Source organism: Mobilisporobacter senegalensis (genome assembly GCF_003752155.1).
Lineage (GTDB): Bacteria > Bacillota > Clostridia > Lachnospirales > Lachnospiraceae > Mobilisporobacter > Mobilisporobacter senegalensis.
In genome coordinates this window covers 63,386-77,491 of the sequence record NZ_RJVG01000005.1, presented here as the reverse complement: position 1 = coordinate 77,491, position 14,106 = coordinate 63,386, and the positions used below count along the sequence as shown (strand labels likewise).

Annotated in this window: 11 protein-coding genes; 6 read left to right on the top strand and 5 right to left on the bottom strand. The window is 34.2% G+C overall.

Annotation, left to right across the window (positions count from 1 at the left end):
* Positions 1–81: 81 nt before the first annotated feature.
* A complete protein-coding gene (locus EDD66_RS09450) occupies positions 82–360 on the bottom strand; it encodes a DUF4366 domain-containing protein (RefSeq protein WP_123609330.1) in 279 nt (92 codons plus the stop codon).
* A gap of 337 nt (positions 361–697) precedes the next feature.
* On the bottom strand, positions 698–3,019 hold the full coding sequence (pcrA, locus tag EDD66_RS09445; protein WP_123609329.1) for a DNA helicase PcrA: 2,322 nt from the start codon (positions 3,017–3,019) through the stop codon (positions 698–700).
* Between the two features lie 425 nt (positions 3,020–3,444).
* Here pcrA and EDD66_RS09440 point away from each other — a divergent pair, with 425 nt between their 5' ends.
* Positions 3,445–3,849, top strand: coding sequence for a DUF2500 domain-containing protein (locus tag EDD66_RS09440; RefSeq protein WP_243115333.1), 405 nt, complete (start codon positions 3,445–3,447; stop codon positions 3,847–3,849).
* Between the two features lie 69 nt (positions 3,850–3,918).
* Positions 3,919–4,560 carry a DUF1836 domain-containing protein gene (locus tag EDD66_RS09435; RefSeq protein ID WP_123609328.1) on the top strand — a complete coding sequence of 214 codons (642 nt, stop codon included), beginning with the start codon at positions 3,919–3,921 and terminating at the stop codon, positions 4,558–4,560.
* 98 nt (positions 4,561–4,658) lie between these two features.
* Here EDD66_RS09435 and EDD66_RS09430 read toward each other — a convergent pair whose 3' ends face one another.
* From EDD66_RS09430 to EDD66_RS09420, 3 genes are all read right to left on the bottom strand, one after another.
* A complete protein-coding gene (locus EDD66_RS09430) occupies positions 4,659–4,973 on the bottom strand; it encodes a YerC/YecD family TrpR-related protein (protein WP_123609327.1) in 315 nt (104 codons plus the stop codon).
* Positions 4,974–5,051: 78 nt separating this feature from the next.
* A complete protein-coding gene (locus tag EDD66_RS09425; protein WP_123609326.1) occupies positions 5,052–5,762 on the bottom strand; it encodes a phosphatase in 711 nt (236 codons plus the stop codon).
* Between the two features lie 14 nt (positions 5,763–5,776).
* A complete protein-coding gene (locus EDD66_RS09420) occupies positions 5,777–7,450 on the bottom strand; it encodes a GGDEF domain-containing protein (RefSeq protein ID WP_123609325.1) in 1,674 nt (557 codons plus the stop codon).
* A gap of 610 nt (positions 7,451–8,060) precedes the next feature.
* Here EDD66_RS09420 and rlmD point away from each other — a divergent pair.
* The 4 genes from rlmD to EDD66_RS09400 all read left to right on the top strand — a co-directional run bounded on the left by rlmD (position 8,061) and on the right by EDD66_RS09400 (position 14,099).
* Positions 8,061–9,422 carry a 23S rRNA (uracil(1939)-C(5))-methyltransferase RlmD gene (gene rlmD / locus EDD66_RS09415; RefSeq protein WP_123609324.1) on the top strand — a complete coding sequence of 454 codons (1,362 nt, stop codon included), beginning with the start codon at positions 8,061–8,063 and terminating at the stop codon, positions 9,420–9,422.
* A gap of 365 nt (positions 9,423–9,787) precedes the next feature.
* Positions 9,788–9,976 (top strand): helix-turn-helix domain-containing protein, encoded by a 189-nt coding sequence (locus EDD66_RS09410; protein ID WP_123609323.1) that lies wholly within the window; start codon positions 9,788–9,790, stop codon positions 9,974–9,976.
* A 26-nt stretch (positions 9,977–10,002) separates the two neighbouring features.
* Complete coding sequence (locus EDD66_RS09405) at positions 10,003–12,735, top strand: N-6 DNA methylase (protein WP_123609322.1); 2,733 nt, start codon at positions 10,003–10,005, stop codon at positions 12,733–12,735.
* Positions 12,735–14,099: a restriction endonuclease subunit S gene (locus EDD66_RS09400; RefSeq protein ID WP_123609321.1), complete on the top strand. Its 1,365-nt coding sequence runs from the start codon at positions 12,735–12,737 to the stop codon at positions 14,097–14,099. Before EDD66_RS09405 ends, EDD66_RS09400 begins: the two co-directional genes overlap by 1 nt.
* The last annotated feature ends 7 nt before the right edge of the window (positions 14,100–14,106 follow it).

Here is a 14,106-nt window from a genome sequence, read left to right as displayed (position 1 = left end):
AAAATTTAAAATGGAACCTATCTGAACAGACTTTTTCGTGTCTATTCTATAGGTTCCATTTTAGAGTTTCCACAGGTTTTTCTATTCTGCAGGAGTATCTTCCTTCTGAGGAGCTACATCCTCTTCTTCATCACAATAATCATCATCAAAATCGTCATCATAATCATCGTCGAAATCATCATAATAATCAGGAGCAAAATATCTATAAACCGCATAAGCCACTGCAGCCATTGCAGCTACAGCCCCGATGATTGCTAAAGTCCATACAATTGTATTCTTTTTTTCGTCATCCATTTTCTTTTTGTGAACTAGTTCATTAAGTTTAACAGCATTCATTAACTCTTCAATTCTATTATTCATAACAACACGTCCTTTCTTGTGGAGCTTAACTCACATCCTAAATTGTAGTTATCCTAATAATGCAGATTAGAAGCGGACTCATCTGCTTTACCGCAGATTAGAAGCTCAAAAACTGCGTTTTTTCGCTTACGTTGCACTTATCCATAAAAACCATGATATTTTCTCGTGCAAGCACGGAAAACCTCCTGTTTTTTATGGACTAATCTGCTTATACGAATATTATACCACAATTTAGTATTTTTACTATACATAATAGTATATTCCATTAACATACTTTAGTATATAACGCTAACAAACTTTTTATACAATGAATTCTAGCGATTTATTTTAGTATGGATTAATTAGTTTCTTTTTTTAATTTTGCAAAAGTTGCTAACATTTTTTTGACACCGGCATTGTCAAAATCAACCGTTACTTCATAATCTTTTCCGCCCTGGGTAATATCTGAAACGGTACCTGTTCCAAATTTAAAATGACTTACCCTATCACCAATACCATATGCAAGGGGTTCTGCGTTGGTGACTGCAAATTGCTTCTTGGGCATTGTGGCATACGGATTGGAATGTAGGGATGATTTTGGAACCTGGTATGGTGTTTTGTCAAATAACGTGCTATTCATAGTTTTATTAGAATATGAGCTGCCACTGAAACTGTTTCGTTCCATAGAAGAGTTCTTAGGAAATCTAGGAGCGAGAGAGGAGGCAGATTGCTTTAACAGATATCTTGGAATCTCACGGAGGAATCTGGATGGCTTATTGAACTGAGTTTCCCCACGGACCATTCTCTGCCTTGCAGCACTTAAGGATAACTTCTTCATGGCTCTTGTAATACCCACATAACAGAGTCTTCTTTCTTCTTCCACTTCAGTGGGATCGTCAGAAGTAATACACATATAACTTGGGAAGATGCCATCTTCCATACCGCACAGATAAACATAGGGGAATTCAAGACCTTTTGCACTATGTAAAGTCATTAATATTACCACATTATTGGATTCTTCAAGGCTGTCAATATCTGCTACCAGAGCAACCTCTTCTAAAAATTCACTAAGGGTAGGTTCTTCCGTGGCATTCTTCTCATAAGTTACCACTTTATTGATCAATTCATTGATATTATCAATTCTTCCCTGTGCTTCCTCTGTTTCTTCTGCTTCCAATTCGGTAACATAACCAGTAGCTTCAATAATTTCATTCATTAAATCCTCCAGAGAATAATCAGGAGAAGATAAATGAGATTTTAAAACTTCTATGAGGCTGACAAAAGAGGAGATTTTACCGGCACTTCGTCCAAGATTAGGTATGTATTCGGCGTGTCTTAGGGCATCGTAAAAACTGATGTCATTATTCAGGGCATAAGCAGTAACCCGGTCTATGGTAGTTAAACCAATTCCTCGTTTTGGAATGTTGATGATCCTCTTGACTGCAATATCATCAAGACCATTATCTATGGTTTTCAGATAAGCAAGCAGATCTTTTACTTCCTTACGTTGATAGAAGTTCACCCCGCCCACGATTTTATAAGGTATATTCTTTAAGATCAGCTTCTCTTCAAAGATACGGGATTGAGCATTGGTTCGGTATAAAATAGCGAAATCATTATAATCTGCACCATCATCGTTAATCATACGGTCAATGTCCCTTACAACATTTTCAGCCTCTTCATACTCGTTATCATACTGGGTAAAATGGATTGGTTCCCCTTCTTCATTCTCCGTCCACAGAGATTTATCTTTTCTGCCTACATTATTGCTGATCACTTCATTGGCTGCATTTAAGATATTCTGAGTGGAACGGTAATTCTGCTCCAATTTAATTACTTTTGTATCAGGAAATTGCTGTTCAAAGTTCAGGATATTATAGATATTGGCCCCTCTGAATTTATAGATGGATTGATCATCATCACCTACAACACATAGGTTATGTTCAATTTCTCCTTCCTCATTTCTGGTGGATGCCAGAATACTGATTAATCGAAACTGTGCAGTATTGGTATCCTGATATTCATCAACCATAATATATTTAAAACGCTTCTGGTAATAATCCAGAACTTCAGGATTGTTCTGGAATAATTCAACTGTCTTATAGATCAGATCATCAAAATCAAGTGCATTATTACTCTTCAATCTTTTTTGATATTCTTTGTAAACACTGGCATATTTTCTCTTAACAAAATCTCCCTGTGCATTCAATTCATATTCTTCCGGGGAGATCAATTCATCTTTGGCAGAGGAGATTACAGACAGAAGGGTACGCTCCTTAATATTCTTAGTATCTATCTCAAGGAATTTGCATATTTCTCTTATTAAAGTCTTCTGGTCATCTGCATCATAGATAGTAAAACTCCTGTCATATCCAAGACATTCTATGTATCTTCGCAAGATTCGCACACAAGTGGAATGGAAAGTACTGACCCAGATATTTTCAGAACCATATCCAACGATTTTATCAACACGTTCCCTCATCTCATTTGCAGCTTTATTGGTAAATGTCAGTGCAAGAATATTCCATGGATTTACGTTAAGTTCATCAATTAGATATGCAATTCTATGAGTTAATACTCGGGTCTTACCAGAACCTGCACCTGCAAGAATCAGTAAAGGACCTTTATCGTGTTTCACAGCTTTCTGCTGTTCTTTATTTAAGGAATCATAAATACTCATTATAGTACCACCGTTCTAATTTATTGAAGGTTTGTATAACCTGCTGGTCATGGACAAACATATGTTTATCTGATGACTACCAGCTATAACACGTCCACTTCTAAAGTGGAAGATAACAGCTGCTACGTCCCTAGATAAGTTCAGTTAAAATTCAGATGTGGTCCATAACCACACCTGAATTAAGTTTCACTTGATTATATCATTAAGTATATCATAGGGCAATAAGCTGCAAGTTAAAAATTAATGTCATAGTCAGCCATACCATTCATAATATACCGAAATGCAGAAGCCGGCTAAAAAATATATTATGTAACAATCATATTCTAATAGTAATTTCGTGAAAAAAGATAGGCAATATGAACTTTAGATGGTAAAATATTGTAAGGTAAAATAAGATTTAATTCGATGGAGAAAGGGAAGGGATTATGGATAATAGTTTTTATATGAATGATTTTGGAGGACCGGGTTTTATGTTTCAAATATTCCCAATCATATTCTTTATTATTTTTGCAATAGTAATTGGAGGATTCATCATAACAGCAGTGAAAGGCGTAGGCACCTGGCATAAGAACAATAATTCACCAGTATTAACTGTAGCTGCAACTGTTGTAACAAAGAGGACGAATGTCACTCATCATCACCATAATACAGGAAATGATTCAATGGGGCATACCAGCTCTTCCACCTGGTATTATGCTACATTTGAAGTGGAAAGCGGTGACAGGATGGAACTTGGCATATCAGGGACAGAATTTGGAATGCTTGTGGAAGGAGATACAGGAAGATTAACTTTTCAGGGAACACGTTTTTTAAAATTTGAGCGTAATTAAATTCGAAACAAAACGTTTCTATCTTTACATATAGTTTTGAATACTATATAATAAGGTAATGAGGTGATTATGGTGGGATTTAATAACGACGATTATATTAGAAATATTCTTGGACACTTACAGAAGATTGATTATATTAAACCAGATGAGATTCCAAATATTGATTTATATATGGACCAGGTAACTACATTTATGGATGAACACCTTAAATCATCCAAAAGATATGAAGAAGATAAGTTACTTACAAAAACAATGATTAACAACTATACTAAGAATAACTTATTGCCGCCGCCGGTTAAGAAGAAATATTCCAAGGAGCATATGTTACTCTTGATTTTTATTTATTATTTTAAGAATATTCTATCCATAAGTGATATTCAGAATATGTTTGAACCACTTACAGAGAAATTCTATAATAATAAAGAGGTTAATCTTGAAACAATATACAATGAAGTATTTGAACTTGAGAAAGAGCAGATAGATGTTCTGATTAAGGATGTTATTAAAAAGTTTTCGAAGTCCAAAGAAACTTTTGCAGACCCTAAATTTGATAAAGACAGGGAATTTCTCAATACTTTTTCATTTATCTGTATGTTAAGCTTTGATGTCTATGTGAAGAAAACGATGATTGAAAGATTAATCGATCAATCAGTTGCAGAGATGAATGGAAAGAATAAGAACAAAAAGGCAGAACCAAAGAAAACAGAATAGCGAAGCAAAAGTGTATTCAAATTAAAATATATAAGATAAATAGATAAGAAAAAAGGAGGAATTGTTTAGCACAGGTTCCTCCTTTTTATATTCATTTATTAAGATTCTACTTCCTCCGCTTTCGTTGGAATTCCAATTCTGGAGAATATCATATCATATCCATCATTACCGTAGTTCAAAGAGCGATTTACTCTGCTGATAGTTGCAGTAGAAGCCCCAGTTTTCTCTGCAATTTCTAAATAAGTCTTATGCTCGCGGAGCATTCTGGCTACTTCGAAACGTTGTGAAAGAGAAAGAAGTTCATTCACTGTGCAGACATCTTCAAAAAACAGATAACATTCTTCAGCATCCTTTAAATTTAGAATTGCTTCAAACAGGTGATCGACAGCAGCTGTTCTAATCTTTTTACTCATCTTTCCACTCCTTTTAAATATATTGTTACATATAGTGATATTTTACCACGATGAAGTATGAAAGTAAAGCCTTTTTTCTTAGCTTTGAAGGAAGGCTTTAAAACGTTCTATGGAAGTATTCATAATTAAATCCTCCGGAAAATCTGTAATTTCCAGAATCTCTTTAGAATAACAATAATTTGCAATGTCTTCTGCAACATGGGCATCACTTCCCAGAGTAATGGGTACCCCGTATTCCTTACATAAGTTTAACATCTTAATATCATTCTCTTTGGCATTCAGACGAAATCCATTTGGATTTAAGGAATTATTATTTAACTCAAGTAAAACATGATGTTCTTTTGCAGCTTTTACGAGTCTTTCATAATCAAGCGGATATTTAGAATCATCCGGGTGTCCAATGATTTTAACATGAGGATTTTTCATGGCACCAATCAAGGCATTGGTATTCTCGTCCATGCTTCCCGGTTTAATACATGGGACATGAAGGCTGGCAATGGCAATATCAAGACCACGTAAAGTCTCATCATCTAAATCTACATTTCCTTCGTAATCGATAACATTAAGCTCAACACCAAGAAGTAATTCAACTCCATGTCTCATACGGGTCACCACTTTGAGATTGTGAAAATAAAAGTCGTGACAGGTACCTGGCATATTAGGTGCATGTTCAGTAATTGCAAGGAGTTTAATTCCTTTCTCACTTGCAGCCTTAGCCATCTCTTCGATGGTATTATAGGCATGTCCGCTGGCTATGGTATGTGAATGGGTATCAATTACAATATTCATATTAATCCTTCTTTCTAGTATACTTTGATGTGGCTGGCTTTCATCTTTGCTTTCGCCTCATACATAAGTGCATCGGCACGGCTGAAAGTCCCATATAAATCCCGGTCAGTCACAGGGTTATAGTGAGTGTATCCATATGGAATCTCTAACTTGATTACATTATTCTCATTATAGCATTTTATCTTATAATTTAAATCGGACATACATTCCAGAAAGGTAATATCATACGCATCTTTCACAATAGCAGCAAATTCATCTCCACCGATACGGTAACAGGTTCCACAATCCATCAATGCTTTCTTGATACAATCAGCAGCAGCGATTAGAAGAGTATCCCCTATCTCATGGCCATAAGTATCATTCGCTTCTTTTAGATTATTTAAATCAAATATAACAGCAATGACATTTGCAGTAGGTAATAAGGATTCATTCAGCTTATCAAGATCCTGGACATATGCAGTCCGGTTCTTCAGATTCGTTAATATATCAGTATAAGCAAGCTTTTGAAATGTACCTGAATTCAGTCCGATCTTAATCATAACGATCATCTTTTTAAAAGTTGAAAAACCAATCAATATAATAAATAATAACAGACCTATACGAAAATAGAAAGAGGCATCTGTTGCATCAAAGAAATAACAATGAATACAATTTAAAATCGTAAAAACAGCCAGGATCAATGTTGATATTCCTAAAACAAATGTATCTCTATTTCTATAAACAATGACTTCTTTTAATACTGTATACAGGGATAAACCAACAGATAATGCTGCCAAAATAAAGAATGCCGGCAACATTCCCATATAATCGGAGACTCCTATAAAGGTAAGGATATTCGTAACAATAAAATCTATAATAAATAAAGTACATAATATATTAAATCCTTTGCTATTGTTGGAGTGGGAAGCTCCTTTTAAAAACAAGAGGAAAGGAATCGGAAATATGATCAAACTAAGATTTGAAATAATATTTTCGATAAACTGATAAGGAATAAAAAATTGCAGCATCTTAGTTTCAGTGGCAGACCAGATCGCTACTAAAATAGCAAAGAAGCCCAGATACAATAGACTTTTTCCTTCTTTGAACTTTAAACGCATGTAACCATAAACAAAGATAAAAATTGTACCAAAGATAAAAATTAAAATGCATATAAGAAATGGCAGCAAATGAAGCTGGCTGATATTGGTGAGAATTGCAACCTTGCTTCCCATTTCGATCGAACTGATTTTTCCGGACATTGGTTTTTCATATGTATTAAATTCCAGAGTGATTTTTGTTCCTTCTGTTCCGCGAGGTATGCGGAAAATATGATAATTACTTCCTGTAGTCCTGCCAAAAAGTAATTTTCTCTCATGACCATATTCATATATTTTAATGTTATCAACAAATACTCTCAAATTGGGAAAAGAAGAACGTAGAGAGATTGCCATCCCTTCTACGTACCGTTCTGGTAAAATATTCGAAATTCTAACCTTAGTATTCTTAGGCAGTTCCAATTTTGTGGGGATTATTACATCGTCATCACCAAATTTCCCAGTCGAATCATACCAACCGGTATCGTATGGAGTAATCTCTTCATTATTTAAGGATGTTTTTTCCAGCTTAGAACCATAGAATGCAACGATCACAATAATTATGGAAGAAAATATTAAAATATATAATGATTTTAAGATATTATTATCTTTCATGTCGATTCACCTCAAAACGGTAAGAATAAATTCTAATATGAACTTAAATATAGAGATAGGTTTTAAGTCAAATCTATAATGTGAGCGTTGTAAATAACATAACTATCTTCACCTAGAGTATAATACAATGTGGGGAAAATTACAACAAACAATATGGGAAATATATTCAAATTACAATAAAGGGTAATAAAAAGTCGTTTTTTGTTGAGGAAGTCCCGTAAAAATGGTATAATGATAAATTAGTTCCGGTCCGGAACAGGGTGTACATTTTGGATATTATGTAATACAATAGTGAAAGACTTGATGGCACTATTGAAAGAAGGTGCTGTTGCAAAATACAGTTTTCTGAAGAACGTTATTCTTGAAATTTGTGCTCCGTCGCGCGAAAGGCAGCGGCATTCTCTATCTTGCCGCTTTTCGCACATACATCCCATAAATTATCTACGAAATATAAAGGTTCTTCTTACTATATAGAGATTCTTATATTTTTGCAACAGCATCTTTTGAATCGGGAACGAAATGAAGGGATTGGCATAAGCCATGCCATGAATTTAAAATATTATCAGTTTTACAGCTATCTGTTGTGAAATATCAGAAAGGACATATTAAGATGAAAAAAGGACAAATTGGCGAAGGAATTGTAGAAAGAATTGATTTCCCCAATAAAGGAATTATCAATATAGATGATACAAAAATCATAGTTAAGAATGGATTGACAGGGCAGAAAGTCCGCTTTGCAATAAATAAAAAACGTAAAGGAAAATGTGAAGGGAGACTGTTGGAGGTACTTGAAAAATCCCCTCTGGAGTCAAGAGAAGCAGTCTGTAAGAACTTTGGATCTTGTGGTGGCTGTACCTATCAGACAATCAGTTATGAAGAACAGCTTAGATTAAAAGAAAACCAGGTTAAAAAACTAATAGATGAAGTCTGTGAAGATTATGTATTTGAAGGAATCAAAGGAAGTCCAATAGAATGGGGCTACCGTAATAAGATGGAATTCTCCTTTGGAGATGAGGTAAAAGATGGTCCATTAGCACTTGGACTTCACAAAAAGGGCAGCTTCCATGATATTGTCACAACTTCCGACTGCAAAATTGTGGATAATGATTATAATTTAATCCTTACCTGTGTATTAAATTATTTCACGGAACTTGGTACAAGCTTCTATCGTAAATTATCCCATACAGGGTATCTAAGGCATCTGTTAGTAAGACGAGGAACAAAAACAGGAGAGATATTAGTGAATCTTGTAACCTCCACACAAGAAAACGTTGATCTTAAACCTCTGACAGATAAATTATTGGCCTTAGATTTACAAGGAAAATTAGTAGGAATCCTTCATACGAACAATGATAGCCTGGCAGATGTTGTTCAGGCAGATTCAATGGAGATTCTCTATGGACAAGGCTATATTTATGAAGAATTATTAGGATTAAGATTCAAAATCTCAACGTTCTCCTTCTTCCAGACGAATTCTCTTGGAGCAGAAGTTCTCTATAGTACTGCAAGAGAATATGTAGGTGAGACAAAGGATAAGCTGATCTTTGACTTATACAGCGGAACCGGAACCATTGCCCAGATTTTGGCACCGATTGCGAAGAAAGTAATTGGGGTAGAAATCGTAGAAGAGGCAGTAGAAGCCGCAAAAGTAAATGCAGAATTAAATGGCCTGAAAAATTGTGAATTTATTGCAGGCGATGTGCTAAAGATGATTGATACCATAGAAGAAAGACCGGACCTAATCGTACTTGACCCGCCAAGGGACGGAATCCACCCTAAGGCGTTGGATAAAATTATTGATTATGGAGTGGATAGGATCGTATATATCTCCTGTAAGCCGACAAGTTTGGCGAGGGATCTTGTAATATTGCAGGAGAAGGGGTATAAGGTTGAGAAGGCGTGTGCTGTGGATATGTTTCCTGGGACGGTGCACGTTGAGACGGTAGTATTGATGTCAAGAAAAGAGAAATAGATGGGATGAGAATGACCATAAACAAAGGGTTTCCAGACATTAAGTAATTCTTGCAGCTGGTCTACCAGAGGTACTAATGTTTGGGAATCCTTATTTTTATTGTTTAAGGTAACATATCGACTGCTATAAAGTGATAGGGTTGAGTTGACAGTGTAGATAACGCCTATTAATAAAGAGGTTGAGGAGACAGGATAGATGTAACTTTAGGCCATTTACATTATTCATTTCGAAATCTTTTCAATTACAACTTTATAAATGAAATAGCAAATATGTGCATACAATTGCTATTTAAAACTTATTACTGCCTGTTCAAATCTGATATTTTATGTTATGATTTTTGTAAATGCTTAAAGGAGGAAGCTGTTATGCAGGAACCTAATATAGAAAAGTGGTATTCTCAAGAAGAAATAACGAAATACCTTGGAGTTAGCAAGGATACAGTTTATAGATGGATAGCTAAGAAAAATATGCCTGCAACTAAGATAGGTCGACGTTGGAAGTTTAAGCTAAGTGAAGTTGAAGAATGGGTGAGAAATAATGGTGCAAATTATTAATATATAGTTACTAGTGGAGGGAAATTATGGATACACAGGAAATATTAGATAGGATCTTTAAAGATCCTAAAACTGTTTTTGAGCTTACAGAGTTTGAGAACTTGGGAAAACCAATTCATGAAATTATTGCTATTTATCCAAAAACGGTTGAATCAGGTAAAGATGCTGGAAAAATAAAATATTATGTGAAAAGCTTTATACCTTTTTCATCAGGTAAAGAAGAAATTCAAGTTTTTGATGAAACAGGAAAATCAAACCCAGAGGAAATAGTTAGACAACTTTGGGTATATAAACTGTTAAATATATATGAATATAAAAGTGATGAAATTGAATTAGAAAAGAGTGTTCATTTTGGAACTGAAGTAAATGCAAAAGCTGCTGATATAGTTGTATATACAGATAATACAAAGCAAACACCTAAAATAATTATAGAGGTCAAAAAACCAAAAAGAAAAGATGGAATAGAGCAATTAAAGAGTTATCTAAATGCAGAAGGATCACCGGTTGGTGTTTGGACAAATGGTAGTGAGAAAATTATATTATATAGACCATATCCAGCAAATTTTGATGATACTCTTGTAGACATACCCAAAAAAGGACAAGCACCCAAAGATGTGCTTGAGGTCAAAAGAACGTTAGCCCATTTAAAAAAGAGCTTTAATTTTAAGAAAATAATTCAAGATCTTGAAGAACTTGTTCTTGCAGATAGTGGAAAAGACGAGTTTAATGAAATTTTTAAGTTAATATTTGCCAAGATATGGGATGAGAAAGAAGCACTTGATAATAGGACTAATCAAGAAATACAGTTTACTAAAGCTTTAGATCCTGAAATTACATACGAAAGAATAAATGGTCTTTTTAAAAAGGCATGTGAAGAATGGCCGGGTATTTTTAAAGAGGGAGAGGATATTGAACTTACTAAAAAACATTTACAAATTTGTATAGGTCCAATAGAAGGCGTTCGGCTTATGGGGTCTAATCTCAGAATTATGGATGATGCGTTTGAATATTTATTGCCCACCGAATCAAAAAAGAAAAAAGGTCAATTTTTTACACCGCGTCATGTTATTGAAATGTGCGTTAGAATGTTAAACCCTAAAAAAACAGAATATGTAATGGATCCTTCTTGCGGTTCTGCAGGATTTCTACTTCATGCTATGGAGTGGTGTTATCCGGCTCTTGATAGAGATAGTCGTGAATTAAGAAAGCATCGTTATGCAGCTAAATATTTGTGGGGTATAGATTTTGAAGAGAGAGCTGCTAAAACATCTCGTGCATTAATGCTAATTGCGGGAGATGGTCATACAAATATTTTTGGGCCAGATGTTAACAGTTTAGATCCAAAGACTTGGTATGAAACTCAATCTGGACAAAAGTTAATGAGCAAATTAATTGAATTAAAGCTTACCAAAAATAGGCCTACAAGAGAAGATGAATCAAATGTATTAAGAGATGATGATTTAGCGTGGAAATACTTTGATGAATTGCAATTTGATGTGATACTTGCCAATCCCCCTTTTGCGGGTGAACAGAAGGATAAAAAAATGCTATCTCATTATGAGCTTGCAAAACCTGCATTAAAAAGGGCAAAAGATAAAGCTGCAAAAGAAGAACGCGATGTACTATTTATTGAAAGAATATTAAAATTCTTAAAACCGGGTGGTCGTGCTGCTATAGTATTACCTCAAGGTAAATTTAACAACGCATCATTGGCATTTATACGTGAATGGATATTAAGAAAAGCCCGCATTTTAGCAGTTGTTGGATTACATCAAAACACCTTTAAACCTCACACAGCAACTAAAACATCCGTTTTGCTTATCCAAAAACATACACAAGAACAGATAGATTTAATCAATAAAGTTAAGCAGGAAGTAGCTGCAGCATGCCCAGATTATGAACAGAAAATTAGGGATCTATTTGAGCAATATAAAGACGTAAATGATATTGAAGAAGATAATATCCCTGAAGATATTTTAGAAATCTTATATGAAAACTTTAGTGAGTCATATGATACAGCTGATGTAGAAGTTGATTCTGAAAATGATGAGGAAGATCAAATTGTAGAAATTGATGATATAGAGGCAAAAGTTGAAAATGCCATCGAGGCTATTAAGGCTTTAAGAAATGAATTAATACAAGAAAAATTCAAACTAGAAAATATGCAATCTGATTTGGAAGCTTTGATAGAAAAGCATAAACAAGAGATCGATACTATTACTTCTAACTGGGAAGGAACAAAGAAGGCTTTGAATGCTGAATTGAAACCTCTTAAAGGAGAGCATAAAGCACAAATTAAAGCTCTTAAGGATAGTCAAAAAGAAAAAGTCAAGAGAATTAAAGCTAACATTAAAGCTTTGGAAACTGCTATACCTAATGCTGAGTATGAGCTTAAGAAGTTTACAAACCGTGGTAAATTAGAATTGCTAGTAGCAGATGATGAAATGATTGGTGCGTTAAACGAAAGATGGATTGATGGAGAGGTATCTAAAAGACTTAATTATCCTATCTTTATGGCTGTGTCTGAAAAGAGTGGTAAAAATAATTCTGGGGATTATGAATATCTTCTTGATAAAGATGGAAACACCATCGTGTTTGATGATGGACAACCAGTTATCGATCAAGATTTGGTAAACTTTGAATTAAAAAAAGAAGATTTAAAAGATGCTAGCCTAATTGATGAGGACGATTTGTGCATTGCTGAAGCCTTTGTTAGATTTGCTCAAAAGCAAGCCTTTGATTTTTGGAGGGAGAGCTAATGGCGGTATGGAGTGTTACAAATGTAATTGAAGTAATAAATAATCGTAGAATTGATAGCGAGTTCTTTCACCCTATTTATATTCAAGCTGAAGATAAGGTGTTAGCTGTAAATGATAATAAAAAACTAGGCCAACTAGGAGAGTTTTTAGTTGGTCCGTTTGGATCGGCTTTTCATGTAAGTAATTATGATCCGACTTCTCCTTATAGATATATAAGAGGAAAGGATGTAAAACCATTTACGTTACTGGACGAAGATAGTGTTTTTATGCCAGAAGTAGATTATAAGCGATTAGAAAAATATGCTGTCCAAAAGGATGATCTGTTAATTTCGGTTGTAGGAACACTGGGTAATGTAGCTATAGTCCCAGAAGGTATAAAAGGCATATTTAGTTGTAAAAGTACAGTGTTTAGAAAAGCTAAAGTAGACCCGTATTATCTACTTGCATATTTTAATTCAATGTATGGGCGGGATTGTTTATTAAGAAGACAAAGAGGAGCTATACAAGCCGGCCTAAATAAGGATGATTTAAAAACTGTACCAATACCAGTATTTCCGGATAAAGAAAATGAGATTGCTAATATGATTAGATTGTCTTTACAACTTTCTGAAGACAGTAAAACTTTCTATCGTCAAGCGCAAGCGCTTTTAGAAAAAGAACTAGGACTTACTGAACTTGTTTTAGACAAACCACGAAGCTATGAGGCGACTTTTAGTGACTTAGTGAATAGTTCGAGAGTGGACGCAGAGTACTATAATCCACAAGCAAAAATGATTTATAATGCTTCTTGCTTTCAAAAATATAAAACAATAAAAGATATGTTTTATATTTTAAGAGGGCAAACACCTTCAGTATATTTTAATGAGGGTACTCCAGTTTTAAAAACTAAGAATATAAGAATACCAATTATTAATGATTTAAAAATAGAAGACTATAGTAACTTATCTAAAAAACATATAACTATAAAGCATAAAGACTTAATTCTTGCTTCTATGGGTGTAGGTTCTCTAGGACGAATTAGCTATGTTTTTGATGATAGTTCTAATGCCATTATTGATGGTACATTACGTATTTTAAGAGTAAAAGATGGTTTTGATGAACAGATAATACCAACCTTATTATTCTTAACTTCTAAATATGGACAGATACTTATTTATAAAGGAATAATTGGATCTACAGGAATTATTTCTTTGCCTGATAATCATTTGAAAAATATTCGCATACCAATTATAGATTCTGTTATTGCTAAAGAAATAACAAGTTTAGTAATTTCAAGTTACAATGCAAAAAAGGAATCAGAGCAACTTTCAGAACAAGCGACAAGAAGAGTCGAAGAATTAATCGAAAGAGGCATAGGCGAATGAATTTATC